The 17101-nt window shown below is 73.8% G+C and carries 14 protein-coding genes; 9 read left to right on the top strand and 5 right to left on the bottom strand.

The window, feature by feature from the left end:
- Positions 1-51 precede the first annotated feature (51 nt).
- Entirely contained in the window at positions 52-756 is a 705-nt protein-coding gene (locus ACIRG6_RS36035; RefSeq protein WP_225635748.1) for a TetR/AcrR family transcriptional regulator, read from the top strand.
- Positions 757-930: 174 nt separating this feature from the next.
- Here ACIRG6_RS36035 and ACIRG6_RS36030 read toward each other — a convergent pair whose 3' ends face one another.
- The 3 genes from ACIRG6_RS36030 to hmgA are packed head-to-tail and all read right to left on the bottom strand — an operon-like array spanning position 931 to position 4204.
- Positions 931-2088, bottom strand: a complete 1158-nt coding sequence (locus ACIRG6_RS36030) for a type ISP restriction/modification enzyme (RefSeq protein ID WP_350723661.1) — start codon at positions 2086-2088, stop codon at positions 931-933.
- Between the two features lie 22 nt (positions 2089-2110).
- A complete protein-coding gene (locus tag ACIRG6_RS36025) occupies positions 2111-2860 on the bottom strand; it encodes a GntR family transcriptional regulator (RefSeq protein ID WP_189230442.1) in 750 nt (249 codons plus the stop codon).
- Positions 2861-2887: 27 nt separating this feature from the next.
- Positions 2888-4204 (bottom strand): homogentisate 1,2-dioxygenase, encoded by a 1317-nt coding sequence (hmgA, locus tag ACIRG6_RS36020; RefSeq protein ID WP_365024410.1) that lies wholly within the window; start codon positions 4202-4204, stop codon positions 2888-2890.
- Between the two features lie 161 nt (positions 4205-4365).
- Between hmgA and ACIRG6_RS36015 the strand changes: the two genes are divergently transcribed.
- The 8 genes from ACIRG6_RS36015 to ACIRG6_RS35980 all read left to right on the top strand — a co-directional run bounded on the left by ACIRG6_RS36015 (position 4366) and on the right by ACIRG6_RS35980 (position 15256).
- Positions 4366-4980: a hypothetical protein gene (locus tag ACIRG6_RS36015; protein WP_364676892.1), complete on the top strand. Its 615-nt coding sequence runs from the start codon at positions 4366-4368 to the stop codon at positions 4978-4980.
- Positions 4977-5594 carry a TetR/AcrR family transcriptional regulator gene (locus ACIRG6_RS36010; protein WP_350723611.1) on the top strand — a complete coding sequence of 206 codons (618 nt, stop codon included), beginning with the start codon at positions 4977-4979 and terminating at the stop codon, positions 5592-5594. The genes ACIRG6_RS36015 and ACIRG6_RS36010 overlap by 4 nt, the downstream gene beginning before the upstream one ends.
- Before the next feature lie 125 nt (positions 5595-5719).
- Entirely contained in the window at positions 5720-7957 is a 2238-nt protein-coding gene (locus ACIRG6_RS36005; protein ID WP_403326086.1) for a molybdopterin oxidoreductase family protein, read from the top strand.
- 152 nt (positions 7958-8109) lie between these two features.
- Positions 8110-9543, top strand: a complete 1434-nt coding sequence (locus tag ACIRG6_RS36000) for a CitMHS family transporter (protein ID WP_403326083.1) — start codon at positions 8110-8112, stop codon at positions 9541-9543.
- 20 nt (positions 9544-9563) lie between these two features.
- Positions 9564-10838: an MFS transporter gene (locus ACIRG6_RS35995; protein WP_403326080.1), complete on the top strand. Its 1275-nt coding sequence runs from the start codon at positions 9564-9566 to the stop codon at positions 10836-10838.
- A 450-nt stretch (positions 10839-11288) separates the two neighbouring features.
- Positions 11289-12626 (top strand): ABC transporter ATP-binding protein, encoded by a 1338-nt coding sequence (locus ACIRG6_RS35990; protein WP_403326077.1) that lies wholly within the window; start codon positions 11289-11291, stop codon positions 12624-12626.
- Between the two features lie 122 nt (positions 12627-12748).
- On the top strand, positions 12749-14137 hold the full coding sequence (locus ACIRG6_RS35985) for an aldehyde dehydrogenase family protein (RefSeq protein ID WP_403326074.1): 1389 nt from the start codon (positions 12749-12751) through the stop codon (positions 14135-14137).
- Between the two features lie 21 nt (positions 14138-14158).
- Positions 14159-15256, top strand: a complete 1098-nt coding sequence (locus tag ACIRG6_RS35980) for a Zn-dependent alcohol dehydrogenase (protein WP_403326072.1) — start codon at positions 14159-14161, stop codon at positions 15254-15256.
- A gap of 99 nt (positions 15257-15355) precedes the next feature.
- Here ACIRG6_RS35980 and ACIRG6_RS35975 read toward each other — a convergent pair whose 3' ends face one another.
- Positions 15356-16303: a DMT family transporter gene (locus ACIRG6_RS35975; protein WP_403326185.1), complete on the bottom strand. Its 948-nt coding sequence runs from the start codon at positions 16301-16303 to the stop codon at positions 15356-15358.
- Positions 16304-16368: 65 nt separating this feature from the next.
- A complete protein-coding gene (locus ACIRG6_RS35970) occupies positions 16369-17082 on the bottom strand; it encodes an ArsR/SmtB family transcription factor (protein WP_318217895.1) in 714 nt (237 codons plus the stop codon).
- Positions 17083-17101 lie beyond the last annotated feature (19 nt).

Raw genomic sequence — 17101 nt, 5'->3', positions numbered from 1 at the left:
GCGCACTACGTACGGTGTACGTAACTAGGATGGTGGCCGAGGTGATGAACGATGGCGGGCCGAGCGGCCGTACCCGAAGTGATCTGGGCGCGCCCCGAGCGCACCGGCCGGGGGCCGAGACCGGCGTACACCCGCGCCGACATCGCCGCCGCCTCGGTGCGCATCGCCGACGCGGAGGGCCTGGACGCGGTCTCGATGCGCCGCGTCGCCTCCGAACTGGGCTGCGGCACCATGTCGCTGTACAACTACGTCCCCCGTAAGGAGGACCTGCACGAGCTGATGATGGACGCCGTCAGCGGCGAGCACGAGCTGTGGGAGCCGAGCGGCGACTGGCGCGCCGACATGCTGCGGGTCGCCCACCAGACCCGCGCGCTGATGCACCGCCACCCCTGGCTGCCCCGGCTGATGTCCCCGGTCTACGGCTTCAGCCCCAACGCCCTGCGTTACCTGGAGCACTGCCTGGCCTGCCTCGACCCCTTCGACGCGCCGTACGGCACGAAGATGGAGCTGGTGGCGATGGTGAACGGCGTCGTGACGACCTACGTCGGCAATGAACTCGCCACGGTCGAGCGCACTCGCTCGCTGCCCTGGTCCCAGGAGCAGGAGAACGCGGTGCGCATCGCCTACCTGGGCCGGCAGCTCGCGAGCGGCGCCTACCCGCGGCTGGCCGCCTCCTTCACGCAGGACGCCGGCCCGATCGACCTGGAGGCGGTGTTCGAACGGGCGCTGCAACGGGTGCTGGACGGCTTCGCGTAGAGCCCCGCCCGGCCGGTGTGAGCGTCTCCCTGTCCGTCCACGAGGGCGAGCCGGGCGGGGACTTCGAGACGGTCCCGGCGATGCTCGCCGCCCGGTCCCGGTCCGGGGGCGGTCGGGACCCGGCAGCCGGCGGAGAGGCTCTCCGCGGGCCTGGTCGCGCCCGGGACCCGCTTCTCACAGCAGCGCCAGTTGCCCCTCCGGCCCCTCCTCCCGGCCGTCCAGGACCGAGGCCGGCCTGCGGGAGGTCTCGGGGGCCGGCAGTACGCCCGCGGTGCGCAGTTCCGTGGCCGTGACCGGGTCCGTCACCGTCAGCTCCGCGCAGCGCGGGCGCAGTTCGGCCAGCAGGGCGAGGACCGTGATCAGTTCCAGCAGCTCGGACGTCCAGGCCTGCGGCCAGCCGGCCGGGCGGATCGCCGCCAGGGTGCCCGGGTCGCCCTCGGCGGTGCGGGCCGCGAACCACTGCTCCAGGACCCGCACCCCGCCCGCCTCGAAGTCCCAGGCACCGGGCGGCACCGGGGAGACGCGGCCTTCGTCCAGGTACAGGGCCTCCTCGTCACGGTCGTAGCGCAGGGTCAGCGGGCGCGCGGGCAGCGGGGCGCGGACATAGGGGCGGCGTCCGCCGGGCAGCTTGGGGCGCTCGCCGTCGCGGCGCATCAGCCACAGCGCGCGGCGGCCCAGCGAGACACCGTGCTCCCACTGGGCGGGGTCGGCGGTCAGCGGCACCACGGGGCCGGGACGGACGGCCGCCACCATCCACGCCAGCAGGTCCAGCGGACCGGGGCGCAGCCCGAGCCGGCCGGCGAGGTGGTCCAGCAGTCCTGGGGCCAGGTTCGGCTCGGCCCCGCCGGGACGCCGGTGCAGGGGGCGGACGCGGGCCGGTCCGAACAGGGGGAGGCGCGAGGTCGCGAGCAGGAGGGGGCCGGCGGCGTCGGACGCCTCCACGACGAAGACCTGCCGCTCGTCGGCCACCCGCCACAGCTCGGGACGGGCCGCGTCGATCAGCCGGTGGTCGGGAATCAGCCACTGCTCGTCGAAGGGCGCGCGCAGCACGCGGACCGGCTCCGGACAGGGCCCGGAGGCGCGCAGCAGCCGGTCCGTGGCGCCGGAGGTGCCCGGCAGCTGCCCGACCGCCGTGTGCAGCGTGCGCGAGCGCGTCGGCTCGAACAGGGCCTCGCGGTCGGGTCCCTCCGCCTTCACCAGGGCGTCCCAGCGGGCCTTCAGGGACGCCGGGTCGGGGGCCGCCGGCCAGCCCCGGCCGAGCCGCGGCGGTGCGACGGACCACGGCATGAGGTCCGCCGGCCGCGGAGCGTCGTCGTGCGTCACGCCCGGCATCGTACGACGGGGCGCCACGGCCTCAGGTGGCGTCCAGGGTGACCGTGAAGGAGAAACGGTCCCCCCGGTAGTGGATGACGGCCACGTCCAGCACCCGTCCCGCCGTGTCGTAGGTGATGCCCGTGTAGTGCAGGATCGGGCTGAGCAGCGGCACTTCGAGCAGCCGCGCCGTCTCCGGGTCCGCGAGCCGGGCCTCGACGGTGTCCGTGATCCGGCTGATGTCCATGCCCACCACGTCCCGCAGCACCTTGGTCATCGGCCAGCGCGCGAGGTCGTCCGGGTCGATGCGGGCGGCCAGTTCGGGACGGATCCAGTTGCGGGCGTGGTTGGTGGGCTCGCCGGTCTTCTCGTCGCAGCGCAGCCGGTGGTACGTGGCCGCCTCGGCCAGATCCGGGAAGTACTCGGCGAGTTCGGGCGGCACGGGAGCGGTGCCGTGGCCCAGCAGCTCGGCCTTCATGCCGGACTGCTGGGCCACGATGGCGTCCACCGAACCCAGCAGCCGCACCGGGGCACCCCGCCGGGCGTGCGGCTCGATGAAGGTGCCGCGCCGGCGGTGGCGGGTGATCAGCCCCTCGTCCTCCAGCTCCTTGAGCGCCTGCCGCATGGTCAGCACGCTCACCCCGTAGTGGCCGGCCAGCTGCTCCTCCGTGGGCAGGCGCAGCGGGTCCCGGGGCGAGCGGCCGAGTATCGAGGCGCGCAGCGACTGCGACACCTGGTACCAGAGCGGCAGCTTGCGGTTCAGGACGATGGAGTCCGGGGCGAAGGAGGTCACGGGCCATCCGTACCGGTAGGGGAATCCTCAGTGCAAGGGGCGGAAGTGGCGCTCCAGGCCCTGCCAGACGTCGTCGTAGCGCTGCTGCAGGTGCTCGGCACGGGTCGCCTGGGGTGTGAGGGTCACCGGCCACCGGGTCTCGAACATGAACGCCAGCCCGTCGTCGATCTTCTGCGGCTTCAGCTCGGCGGCGCTCGCCCGGTCGAACGTCTCCCGGTCCGGGCCGTGCGCCGACATCATGTTGTGCAGCGAACCGCCGCCCGGCACGAAGCCCTCCGCCTTCGCGTCGTAGGCGCCCTCGATCAGGCCCATGTACTCGCTCATCACGTTCCGGTGGAAGTACGGCGGCCGGAAGGTGTCCTCGCCCACCAGCCAGCGCGGCGCGAACACCACGAAGTCGACGCCCGCGAGACCGGGGGTGTCGGACGGGGAGGTGAGCACCGTGAAGATCGACGGATCGGGGTGGTCGTACGAGATCGTGCCGATCACGTTGAAGCGGCGCAGGTCGTAGACGTACGGCACGTGGTTGCCGTGCCAGGCGACCACGTCGAGGGGGGAGTGGTCGTAGACGGCCGTCCAGAGGTTGCCGCAGAACTTGTTGACCACCTCCACCGGGCCCTCCACGTCCTCGTACGCGGCGACCGGCGCCCGGAAGTCCCGGGCGTTCGCGAGGCCGTTGGCGCCGATCGGTCCGAGGTCGGGGAGGCGGAAGGGGGCGCCGTAGTTCTCGCAGACGTAACCGCGGGCATCGTCGTCGAGCAGCTCCACGCGGAAGCGCACCCCGCGCGGGATCAGCGCCACATGGCCCGGCTCGGCGTGCAGCAGCCCGAACTCGGTGCGCAGCAGCAGTCCGCCGCGCTCCGGGACGATCAGCAGCTCGCCGTCGGCGTCGCTGAAGACCCGCTCCATGGAGGCGTTGGCGTGGTACAGGTGCACGGCCATGCCGGTGCGCTGGGCCGCGTCGCCGTTGCCGCCGAGGGTCCACAGGCCCGCCAGGAAGTCCGTCCCGGCGTCGGGCTCGGGCAGCGGGTTCCACCGCAGGCGGTTGGGGTCCGGCACGCACTGGGTGAACGGCGCGGTGCGGATCGCGCCGTTGCCGGTCCGGGTGAACGCCGGGTGCGCGGCCGAGGGGCGGATGCGGTACAGCCACGAACGCCGGTTGTGGGCCCGCGGCTCGGTGAAGGCCGATCCGCTGAGCTGCTCGGCGTACAGCCCGAGGGGCGCCCGCTGCGGCGAGTTCCGGCCCTCGGGAAGCGCGCCCGGAACGGCCTGCGAACTGTGCTCGTTGCCGAAACCGGACAGGTAGGTCAGGCCCTCCGCGGTCTTCCGCGCGTCCCCGCTCATGGATAGCTCCCTCGCACACTGATTCCTATGCCTCACCGTAGGATTGCGGTTTCCCGGGCGCAAGAGGGCGGACGGACCTTCGCCCTCCTTCCGGGGGACGATGACCGGAACCAGACCCCAGGAGGATCCGGAGTGTCGGACCGGTGTTCTACTCTCCCGGCATGTCGTGGACGCGGGGAGCAGTCGCCGCGCTCGCGGTCTGTGTCCTGTTGCTGACCGGATCCGCGGGCTGCGGCTCCAGTGACGAGGAAGAGCCGGGGACCGGGGCGTCGCCGACGTCGGCGGGCAGACTCCTCGGCGACACCGACGAGGACGGCCGGCGCTACCGCGAGGTGGACGCCGCGCACGCGCCCGAGGTCGGCATCGAGGTGCAGCCCAACGCCGACGACAGCTGGGACGTCCGCCTGACCGTCCGCGGCTTCCGGTTCTCGCCGCCCGGCACGGAGGCGAAGGCGGTGGCCGGCCGCGGTGTGGCGTACCTCTTCGTCGACGGAGACCTCGTCACCCCCCTGCGCGGCCCGCGCCACCGCCTCGCCGCCGGGCTCGTCCCGCGCGGCACCCACCACGTCACCGCGCGCCTGCACGCCGACGACGGCACCGTCTGGGCCGTCGACGGTGAGCCGGTGGAGAGCACGGCGGACATCACGGCCTCGGACGCGGAGCCGACCGGCGCCACGGAGCCGGCGCTCCGCGAGGAAGAAGCCCCGCCCCGCGCAGCCCCCCGCCCGCCTGCCGGAGGTCACAGTTCCCCGGGCCACGGCGGAAAGGCATCATGATGCACGTGCCCCACGCGACCCCGCTCCGTCGTGCCCCCGTGCAGCGGCGCAGCGCCGAACGGCTGACCAGGATCCTCGACGCGTGCGCCGCCCTCCTCGACGAGGTCGGCTACGACGCGCTGAGCACCCGGGCCGTGGCCCAGCGCGCCGGCGTTCCCATCGGCTCCGTGTACCGCTTCTTCGGCAACAAGCGGCAGATGGCCGACGCGCTGGCCCAGCGCAACCTCGAGCGCTACGCCGAGCGCGTGACCGAGCGGCTGACGGAGACCGGGGACGGAGGCTGGCGCGACGCCCTCGACGCCGTGCTCGACGAGTACTTGGCGATGAAGCGGACCGCGCCCGGCTTCTCCCTCGTCGACTTCGGCAACCAGATACCGGTCGGCGACCGCCACGCCGAGCCCAACCACCGCGTCGCCGACCGGGTCACCGAGCTGCTCTCCGGCTACCTCGGCCGCCGCCCCGACGAGGCCGTGCGCCGTGCCTTCCTGGTCGCCGTGGAGACCGCCGACACCCTCGTCCAGCTCGCCTTCCGGGTGGCGCCGGACGGCGACGAAGCGATCATCGACGAGGCCCGGGAGCTGCTGGCGGCGTATCTGGGACGCGTGCTCGACTGACGCAGGGGAGGGGAAGGCCGTCATCCCGGGTTCTCCGGAGACCTCCCCAACATGCCTACCGGTCGGTATGCTCGCCGCGAGGTTCCACGTCCGCGCGTCACCGCCGCCGCCCTCCGGGAGGACCCGTGTCCCGCACCGCCCTGCGTATCTGCCCCCTGTGCGAGGCCACCTGCGGCCTGACCCTGAGCATCGAGGGCACCAAGGTCACCGCCGCCCGCGGGGACCGCGACGACGTCTTCAGCCGCGGGTTCATCTGCCCCAAGGGCGCCTCCTTCGGCGCCCTCGATTCCGACCCCGACCGGCTGCGCACACCCCTCGTGCGCCGGGACGGCGAGCTGCGCGAGGCCACCTGGGAGGAGGCGTTCGACGCGGTCGCCGCGGGCCTCCGCCCCGTCGTCGAACGGCACGGCCCGCACGCCGCCGGCATCGTCCTCGGCAACCCCAACGTGCACACCATGGCCGGTGCCCTCTACCCGCCCGTCCTGCTCGCCGCGCTCGGCACCCGCAGCCTGTTCACCGCGTCCACGCTGGACCAGATGCCCAAGCACGTTTCCAGCGGGCTGCTCTTCGGCGACGCGAACGCCATCCCGGTGCCCGACCTCGACCGCACCGACCATCTGCTCCTCATCGGCGCCAACCCGCTGGAGTCCAACGGCAGTCTGTGCACCGCACCCGACTTCCCCGGCCGGCTCAAGGCCCTCAGGGCCCGCGGCGGCACCCTCACCGTCGTCGACCCGCGCCGCACCCGCACCGCCAAGCTCGCCGACCGGCACGTGGCGATCCGCCCCGGCACGGACGCCCTGCTCCTCGCCGCGATGGCCCACGTCCTGTTCGAGGAGGGCCTGGCCGGCCTCGGCGACCTCGCCCCGCACGTCGAGGGGGTCGAGGAACTCGCCGACGCCGTACGGGACTTCACGCCGGAGGCGGTCGCCGCCGCCTGCGACGTCGACGCCGGGACGACGCGCGCGCTCGCCCGCGAACTCGCCGCCGCCCCCACCGCCGCCGTATACGGCCGCATCGGCAGCTGCACCGTCCCGCACGGCACCCTCGCCAGCTGGCTCGTGGACGTCCTCAACATCCTCACCGGCAACCTCGACCGGCCCGGCGGCGCCCTCTTCCCGCAGGCCGCCACCGACCGGACCCCGCGCCCCGCCGGGCCAGGACACGGCTTCGCGCTCGGCCGCTGGCACTCCCGGGTGAGCGGACACCCCGAGGCGAAGGGCGAGCTGCCGCTGTCCGCCCTCGCCGAGGAGATCGACACCGCCACGGACGAGGGCGAGCCGGTCCGCGCACTGATCACGATCGCCGCCAACCCCGTCCTGTCCGCACCCGACGGCGACCGGCTCGACAAGGCGCTGGACTCGCTCGACTTCATGGTGAGCGTCGACCCGTACCTGAACGAGACCTCGCGCCACGCCCACGTCGTCCTGCCGCCGCCCCCGCCGGCCCAGAGCCCGCACCACGACTTCGCCTTCAACACCCTCGCGGTGCGCAACCAGGTCCGCTACACCCGCCCCGCCGTCCCGCTCGAACCCGGCCGCATGGCCGAGACCGAGATCCTGGCCCGGCTGATCCTCGCCGCCACCGGCAGTCACGGCGCCGACCCGGCCGCCGTCGACGCCATGGTGATCGAGCAGACCCTCGGCAAGGCCGTACGGGACCCGCACTCACCCGTGCAACGACGCGACCCGGGCGACCTCGCCGCAGGCCTCACCGGCAGCGACGGCCCCGAACGGCGGCTCGACATGATGCTGCGCCTCGGCCCCTACGGCGACGGCTTCGGCGCCCGCCCCGACGGGCTGTCGCTGGAGCGGCTGCTCGCCCACCCGCACGGCATCGACCTCGGACCGCTGCGCCCCCGCCTGCCGCAGCCGCTGAAGACCCGCAGCGGCAAGGTGGAGCTGCTGCCCGCGCCGATCGCCGCCGACCTGCCGCGCCTGAGGCGCGCCATGGCCGAGCGCCCCGGCGGGCTCGTCCTGGTCGGCCGCCGCCACCTGCGGTCCAACAACAGCTGGATGCACAACGTCCCCGCCCTCACCGGCGGCTCCAACCGCTGCACCCTGCACCTGAACCCCGACGACGCCGGCCGGCTCGGCGTGCGGGACGGGGAGCCGGTGCGCGTCAAGGGCGCCGGGGGAGAGGTGACCGCCCCCGCCGAGGTCACCGGCACGGTCCGGCCGGGCGTGGTCAGCCTCCCGCACGGCTGGGGCCACGACCGGCCCGGCACCCGCCTCACCCACGCCGCCGGCGACCCCGGCGTCAACGTCAACCAGCTCCTCGACGGCAGCCTGCTGGACCCGCTCTCGGGCAACGCGGTCCTCAACGGCGTACCCGTCGAGGTAGCCCCCGTGACCGGGCACTGACCCGACCCCCGACCTGAGCAAAGCTGTGACCTGGAGTTTTGCGCTTATTGCTCGCATGTCAACGTCTTGTTAACGCGGCTTCGCGCCACCTAACGTCGCTCGCACCGCCTGCCCCGGTGGGATGTTCAAGGGCGAACGTTAGGTATCCATTCATGCTGACCATCCTCGGCTTCGCCATGATCGCGACCTTCCTGGTCCTGATCATGATGAAGAAGATGTCGCCGATCGCGGCGCTCGTGCTGATTCCCGCGCTGTTCTGCGTGTTCGTGGGCAAGGGCGCCCAGCTCGGCGACTACGTCATCGACGGCGTGTCCAGCCTCGCCCCCACCGCGGCGATGCTCATGTTCGCGATCGTCTACTTCGGTGTGATGATCGACGTCGGGCTGTTCGACCCGATCGTCCGCGCGATCCTGAAGTTCTGCAAGGCCGATCCGATGCGGATCGTCGTCGGTACCGCGCTGCTGGCCGCCATCGTCTCCCTGGACGGCGACGGCTCGACCACCTTCATGATCACGGTCTCGGCGATGTACCCGCTGTACAAGCGCCTCAAGATGAGCCTGGTCGTGATGACCGGTGTCGCCGCGATGGCCAACGGTGTGATGAACACCCTGCCCTGGGGCGGCCCCACCGCCCGCGCCGCCACCGCGCTGAAGGTCGACGCCACCGACATCTTCGTGCCCATGATCCCGGCCCTGGCCGTCGGTCTGGTCGCGGTCGTCGTCCTGGCCTACGTCCTCGGTCTGCGCGAGCGCCGGCGGCTCGGCACCCTGACGCTGGACGAGGCGCTGGTGCGGCAGGACGAGACCGAGACGGTGCTGGTCGGCGCCGGTGCGGCGGCCGGCACGGGCACGGCTTCCGGCGCCGGCACCGGCTCCGGCAAGGCCTCCGCGCCCGCCGCGGGCTCCGGCGGCCCGGCCGGACAGGACGGCGCCGCGGACGACGAGTTCCAGGGCCTCGACCCGCACCGGGCGACCCTGCGCCCCAAGCTGTACTGGTTCAACGCGCTGCTCACGGTCGTCCTGCTGACCGCCATGATCATGGAGTTGCTGCCGATCCCGGTGCTGTTCCTGATCGGCGCCGCGCTCGCCCTCACCGTCAACTTCCCGCACATCCCCGACCAGAAGGCCCGGATCGCGGCCCACGCCGACAACGTCCTCAACGTCTCCGGCATGGTCTTCGCCGCCGCCGTCTTCACCGGCGTCCTCACCGGCACCGGCATGGTCGACCACATGGCCAACTGGCTCGTGGACACCATCCCCGACGGCATGGGCCCGCACATGGGCCTCGTCACCGGCCTGCTGAGCCTGCCGCTGACCTACTTCATGTCGAACGACGGCTTCTACTTCGGCGTCCTGCCGGTGCTCGCCGAGGCCGGCCACGCGCACGGCGTGCCGACGCTGGAGATCGCCCGCGCCTCGATCGTCGGCCAGCCGCTGCACATGTCCAGCCCGCTCGTCCCCGCCGTGTACGTCCTGGTCGGCATGGCCAAGGTCGAGTTCGGCGACCACACCCGGTTCGTCGTGAAGTGGGCGGTCCTGACCAGCCTGGTGATCCTCGCGGCGGGCATCCTGTTCGGCATCATCTGATCATCAGGAAGGACACGATCATGGCGCCCGGTGGGAACCGCGGCTGGCTGCTCCGCCTCGTCATCGCCTTCGGCTTCGCCCAGGGGGCGGTGTCGATGGCCCGGCCCGCCGTCTCCTACCGGGCCCTCGCGCTGGGCGCGGACGAGCGGGCGGTCGGTGTCATCGCCGGTGTGTACGCGCTGCTGCCGCTGTTCGCCGCCGTGCCGCTGGGCCGCCGCACCGACCACGGCCGCTGCGCGCCGCTGCTGCCCGTCGGGGTGGTGCTCATCGCCGGCGGCTGCGCGCTGAGCGGCGTCGCCGGGTCGCTGTGGACGATGGCGCTGTGGAGCGGCGTCATGGGCCTCGGACACCTCTGCTTCGTCATCGGCGCCCAGTCGCTGGTCGCCCGCCAGTCCGCGCCGCACGAACAGGACCGCAACTTCGGTCACTTCACCATCGGCGCCTCGCTCGGTCAGCTCATCGGTCCCGTCGCCGCGGGCGCCCTGATCGGCGGCCCCGACATGGCCGGCAGCAGCGCGCTCGCCCTGGTCGTCGCGGGCGCGGGAGCGGCGGTCGCGTTCACGTCGCTGTGGCGCATAGAGCATCCGGTGTCCGCCGAGTCCCGTACGGAAAAGGGGCCGCGCGTCCCGGTGGGAGGCATCCTGCGCGCCCGGGGCGTGCCCGCGGGCATCCTGATCAGTCTGTCGGTGCTGTCCGCGACGGACATCCTCACCGCCTACCTGCCGGTGGTCGGCGAGCACCGGGGCATCTCCCCGGCCGTCATCGGCGTGCTGCTCAGCCTGCGCGCGGCGGCCACGATCGCCTGCCGGCTGGTGCTGATGCCCCTGCTGCGGTGGCTCGGCCGCACCGTCCTGCTCACTGTCACCTGTGTGCTGGCGGCCGTGCTGTGTGCCGGCGTCGCGCTGCCGGTGCCGGTGTGGGCGCTGGGCGTGATGCTCGTCGTCCTCGGCTTCTGCCTGGGCGTCGGCCAGCCGCTGTCCATGACGACCGTCGTCCAGGCGGCCCCCGACGAGGCCCGCTCCACCGCCCTCGCGCTGCGCCTGACCGGCAATCGGCTCGGTCAGGTCGCCGCACCCGCCGCGGCCGGTCTGATCGCCGGTGTCGCGGGTGTGGCCGCACCCTTCGTGATGCTCGGCGCCCTGCTCCTGCTGTCCTCGGGCGTCGCCCTGCGCTCCCCGTCCGGACCGGCGCCCGAGCGCACGTCCGCCGGCGGCCCCGGCCGGACCCGGCCCTCGCGTCGTACGGCGCCTCAGGGCGGTGACCGCCGCGAGGTCCCGCCGGGCCACGGGGGATGACGGCGGTCACCCCAGGGGGATCGGGGGAACGACCAGGGCCGTAATCGTCCTGAACGGCGTCCTGCTGCCGGCCGCCGGAGGACCGTCTGCGCCGTGCGGGCCGCCGGGGCGGGCCGCGGTGGGCCCGCGCAGGCGCGCGCGACCCCGGCGGCGATCCGGCGCGCCGGTCCAGCCGCTTGCGCCGGGCGCCGAGCGGCGGCGAAGGCGGCCGCGACGGCGGCGACTGGGCCGAGGACGCGTGCCCGTGCCGTGATCAACCCGTGAGACGCCCCCCGCGCTGAATCCGATCGTCCGCTTTCTCGCCATATGGACGCTCCCGCGAGTTGCGGTCCGGTGTCTTCCCCCGGCCGTGCACGGTCCGTTAACTTCCGTGACGCACACGCCCCGTGCGTCCCGTACGAGGCGTCCGTCCACGAAGACCCAGCGCCAGTGAGCCCCCGGGGGCACTCCATGACACGCGCCATCTCCCTGCACGACGTGAGCAAGACCTACGCGCGAGGCGTCCGCGTGGTGGACCGGCTGTCGCTGGACATCGCGCCCGGCGAGTTCCTCGTCCTGCTCGGCCCCTCCGGCTGCGGCAAGTCCACCGTGCTGCGCATGATCGCCGGGCTGGAGGAGATCACCGAGGGCAGCCTGCTGCTCGACGGCGCGTACGCCAACGACCAGCTTCCCGCCGAGCGGCGCATGTCGATGGTCTTCCAGAACTTCGCCCTGTACCCCAACATGACGACCCGCGGGAACATCGGCTTCCCGCTGCGCGTCGAGGCGCCCCAGGCCGACCACGGCCCCCGCGTGGACGCCACCGCCCGCATGCTGGGCATCGAGGACCTCCTCGACCGCTTCCCCGCCCAGCTCTCCGGCGGCGAACGCCAGCGCGTCGCCATGGGCCGGGCGATCTCCCGCCGGCCCACCGCCTTCCTGATGGACGAGCCGCTGTCCAACCTCGACGCCAAACTCCGCAACCACCTGCGCGCCGAGATCACCAGACTGACCCGCGAACTGGGCGTCACCACCGTCTACGTCACCCACGACCAGTCCGAGGCCATGTCCCTCGGCGACCGCGTCGCCGTCCTGCGCGGCGGCACGCTCCAGCAGGTGGACACCCCGCGGACCGTCTACGCCCTGCCGCGCAACGTCTTCGTCGCCGCCTTCCTCGGCACCCCGCGCATCAACCTGCTGCGCGGCCTCGTACGCGCCCCGCTGGACGGCGCGATGACCATCAGCCTGGGCAAGCAGTACCTGCGCCTGCCCGAACCACTGTCCCTCGACCACCAGTTGCTCCGCGTCCAGCAGGGCCGCGAGGTCATCGTGGGCCTGCGGTCCGAGGCCGTCCGGATCGCCGACCCCGCCTCCGCCCGCCCCGGCGAAGTGCTGCTCACCGGCCTGGTGGAGCACGTCGAGTTCCAGGGCCACGAGGTCCTCGTCCACTTCAACACCGGTTCACGGCCCGCCGTCGTGCCCGATCTGGAGGCTCCACGGCCCGCTGCCCGCCCCGCGGGGCGCCGCCGCCGCGACGGCACGGTCCTCGACCGGCTCAAGGAACGGGCGGGCACCCTGCGCGCGGGTCCCGTGGTGGTCATGGACGACCCGGCGGACACCGAACCCGCCGTCACCGCCCCTGACGGCCGTCTGCCCGGCGACCTGATCGTCCGCACCACCCCCGACGTCCACCTTCGCCACGGCATGCAGGTCCCCCTCCTCGTCGACCTCGCCCACCTGTTCGTCTTCGACCAGCACGGCGAACGGATCTGCCCCGCCCCGGCGCGGCTGCCGGACCTGGAGGAGTGATCCCGCCGGCATCCGGTCGTCCGGGAGGGTGAGCCGCGCCACCATGGTGGCCGCCCCTGGTGCCGTAAAACTATCGGCGCTAGTTTGGGGGCGGACGACGAGGCCCGCCCGGAAGGAACGCGATGAAGGCACACGACGGCATGTACATCGACGGAGCCTGGCGCCCCGCCGACGGCCGGGACACGATCGACGTGGTGAACCCGGCCGACGAGCAGGTGATCGGCAAGGTCCCCGCCGGCACCGCCCTGGACGTGGACACCGCCGTACGGGCCGCCCGCGCCGCCCTGCGGGGCTGGGCCGCCACCCCGCCCGCCCAGCGCGCCGCGCGCCTGACCGCCCTGCGGGACGTGCTGGTGGCCCGCAAGGACGAGATCGCCGAGACCGTCACCGCCGAGCTCGGCTCACCGCTGAAGTTCTCGCAGGCCGTGCACGCCGGCGCCCCGATCGCGGTCGCGGGCTCCTACGCCGAGCTGGCGGCGACGTACGCCTTCGAGGAGAAGATCGGCACCTCCGTCGTCCACCACGAGCCGATCGGCGTGGTCGGCGCCATCACCCCCTGGAACTACCCCCTCCACCAGATCGTGGCCAAGGTCGCCCCGGCGCTCGCGGCCGGCTGCACGGTCGTCCTCAAGCCCGCCGAGGACACCCCGCTCACCGCCCAGCTCTTCGCCGAGGCGGTGCACGAGGCCGGCGTCCCGGCGGGCGTCTTCAACCTGGTCACGGGCCTCGGCCCGGTCGCCGGCCAGGCCCTCGCCGAGCACGCGGACGTCGACCTGGTCTCCTTCACCGGCTCCACCGCCGTCGGCCGCCGCATCGGCGCGATCGCCGGCGCCGCCGTCAAGAAGGTCGCCCTGGAGCTCGGCGGCAAGTCCGCCAACGTGATCCTCCCGAGCGCCGACCTGGCGAAGGCCGTGAACGTCGGCGTCGCCAACGTCATGTCCAACTCCGGCCAGACGTGCAGCGCCTGGACCCGGATGCTGGTCCACCGCGACCAGTACGACGAGGCCGTCGAGCTGGCCGCCGAGGCCGCAGCGAAGTACGGCGACCGGATCGGCCCGGTCGTCAACGCCAAGCAGCAGGAGCGGGTGCGCGGCTACATCGAGAAGGGTGTCGCCGAGGGCGCGCGCCTCGTCGCGGGCGGCCCCGAAGCCCCGCGCGAGCAGGGGTACTTCGTCAGCCCGACCGTCCTCGCCGACGTGACCGAGGACATGACCGTCGCCCAGGAGGAGATCTTCGGTCCGGTCCTGTCCGTCCTGCGCTACGAGGACGAGGAGGACGCCCTGCGGATCGCCAACGGCACGGTGTACGGCCTCGCCGGGGCCGTCTGGGCCGGGGACGAGGCGGAGGCGGTCGCCTTCGCCCGCCGCATGGACACCGGCCAGGTCGACATCAACGGCGGCCGCTTCAACCCGCTGGCCCCGTTCGGCGGCTACAAGCAGTCCGGCGTCGGCCGCGAACTGGGCCCGCACGGCCTCGCCGAGTACCTCCAGACCAAGTCCCTCCAGTTCTAGTCCAGGGGAGTTGCCCACGTCATGGCCGTCCGTGATGTCGTCCGCGCCGCTGTCGTACCCGCCGTCGGCTCCCCGCTGGAGGTCACCGGCATCGAGCTGCCCGAGCCCGGCCCCGGCCAGGTCCGGGTGAGGCTCGCCGCCGCCGGGGTCTGCCACTCCGACCTGTCCCTGTCCAACGGCACCATGCGCGTGCCGCTCCCCGCCGTCCTCGGCCACGAGGGCGCCGGCACGGTCGTCGCCGTCGGCGAGGGCGTCACCCATGTCGCGCCCGGCGACGGCGTCGTCCTCAACTGGGCTCCGTCCTGCGGCGTCTGCCACCCCTGCTCGCTCGGCGAGGTCTGGCTGTGCGCCGACGCCCTGGCCGGCGCCGCGAACACGCACGCCCGCCGCGCCGACGACGGCACCGACCTGCACCCCGGCCTGAACGTCGCCGCGTTCGCCGAGGAGACGGTGGTGTCCGCGTCCTGCGTCCTGCCCTGCCCGGACGGCATCCCGCTCACCGACGCCGCCCTGCTCGGCTGCGCCGTCCTCACCGGCTACGGCGCCGTCCACCACTCGGCGAAGGTCCGGGAGGGCGAGACGGTCGCCGTGTTCGGCGTCGGGGGAGTGGGGCTCGCCACCCTCCAGGCGGCCCGGATCGCGGGCGCCTCGAAGATCGTCGCGGTCGACGTGTCCCCGGACAAGGAGGAGCTGGCCCGCGCCGCCGGCGCCACCGACTATCTGATCGCCTCCGACACCACCGCCCGCGAGATCCGCGCCCTCACCGGCAAGCAGGGCGTCGACGTGGCCGTCGAGTGCGTCGGCCGCGCGGTCACCATCCGCACCGCCTGGGACTCCACCCGGCGCGGCGGACGCACCACGGTCGTCGGCATCGGCGGCAAGGACCAGCAGGTCACCTTCAACGCCCTGGAGATCTTCCACTGGGGCCGCACTCTGTCCGGCTGCGTCTACGGCAACGCCGACCCGGCCCGCGACCTCCCGGTCCTGGCCGAGCACGTCCGCACCGGCCGCCTGGACCTGGGCGCCCTGGTGACGGAACACATCGCCCTGGACGGCATCCCGGCGGCCTTCGACAACATGCTGGCCGGCAAGGGCGGCCGGGCGCTGGTGGTCTTCTAGGCGCCGTCGGGCCGCGACCGTCGTCCTCCGGCCGGGCGGGCCCCGCGGCGAGTGCGCGTGCCCGGCGCCGCGGGGCAGGCGCGCACGGCCGGGCCAGCCCTAACGCCGGCCCACGTCCTCGCGGCGCGGCTCCGGGGCCCCGCCCGGCTCCGGAGCCGCCGCCGCGCGCTTCCTGGACCGCGACACGGCCACGCCCGCCAGGCACAGCGCCCCGCCCGCCAGGGTGAACAGCCCCGGCACCTCACCGAGCGCCAGCCACGACATCAGGACGACGAGGGCGGGCACCGCGTACGTCGTGGCGCCCATCCGGCCGGCGGTCGTCCGGGCCAGGGCGTACGCCCACGTCGTGAACGCCAGGGCGGTCGGGAACACACCCAGGTAGACCATGTTGAGCGTCGCCGAGGCGGGCGCCTTCGCCGCCTCGTGCACCAGCTGCCCGGCGAACGGCAGGCAGACCACCGCCCCGACCAGACACCCGAACGTCGTCACCTGCAGCGCGCTCGCCCGGCCCAGCGCCGGCTTCTGGGCCACGACCCCGCCCGCGTACGCCACGGCCGCCAGCAGGCACAGCACCACCCCGAACAGCGAGGAGCCGCCCTCGCCGGACATCGACAGGCCCACGGTCACCGCACCGGCGAACGACACCGCCATCCCCGTCAGCAGCCGCGGCGGCAGCGCGTCACCGAGCAGCCGGGCGCCGAGCAGCGCGATGAGGATCGGCCCGACGTTCACCACCAGGGCTGCCGTACCGGCGTCCACCTGCTGCTCGCCCCAGTTCAGGACGACCATGTAGAAGCCGAACCACAGCAGCCCGGATATCGCGATCCCCCGCCAGGCGGCCCGGGGCGGCAGCCCCTCCCGGCGCACCAGACAGATCACCCCCAGCGTCAGCGCACCCGACAGCAGCCGCCCGAGCGCCAGCGCGCCCGGCGAGTACGCCTCGCCCGCGCTGCGGATGGAGACGAAGGCGGAGGCCCACAGGACGACGGTGACGGTGGCGGCGCCGGCCGCGAGAAGGCCGGCACGGCGGGACGGGGCGGTGCTCATCATGCTCCAGAGGCTAGGCAGGAAGGGGGCGGGGGGCTGGCGGATTCCGGACGGGGCGCCCGCGCTCAGCGCAGCAGTGCCGGGTCGATGCCCAGCAGCCCGGACAGCGCGTCCTCGCCGGCCGGCGTCACCTTCACCGCCCGCTCCGAGCCGATGCGCACGCACCAGCCCGCGTCCAGGGCGTGCCGGCACAGGGCCGCGCCCGCGACACCCGCGAGGTGGGGGCGGCGCTCGGTCCAGTCCAGGCAGGCGCGGGCCAGCGGACGGCGGTTCGTCCGGTCGAGGCGGATCCCGGCGGCGTCGAACCAGCCGAGTCCCGCGTCGGTGAGCGCGAAACCGGTGTCCTGGCGCAGCAGCCCGCGCCCGGTCAGCGCGTCGGTGACCGTGATGCCGAGCCGCCCGGCGAGATGGTCGTAGCAGGTGCGCCCGCGGGCCATCGCCGACCCGGCGCTCGACGCGCGCAGGGTGCGCGGACGCCGGGCCGCCGCCTCGGGCGCGACCTGCGCGGCCAGGTCCTCCACCAGGTGCGCGATCCGGTCGTCCGCCAGCCGCACGTACCGGTGCCGCCCCTGGCGCTCCTCCGCGAGCAGGCCGCCGGCGACGAGCTTGCCGAGGTGTTCGCTCAGCGTCGACGCGGCGACGCCCGCGTGCCGGGCCAGCTCGCCGGCGGTCCACGCCCGCCCGTCGAGCAGCGCCAGCAGGCAGGCCGCCCTGGTCTCGTCGGCGATCAGCCCGGCCAGCCGTGCGAGCCCGGGTGCTTCGCCGTCCTTGTCGCTCATGCGTCCAGGATGGCGCACG

Origin of the sequence: Streptomyces flaveolus (assembly GCF_044765825.1) — a bacterium.
Lineage (GTDB): Bacteria > Actinomycetota > Actinomycetes > Streptomycetales > Streptomycetaceae > Streptomyces > Streptomyces flaveolus.
The sequence above is the reverse complement of the archived record's forward strand: the minus strand, read 5'-3'. Positions and strand labels throughout refer to the sequence as shown.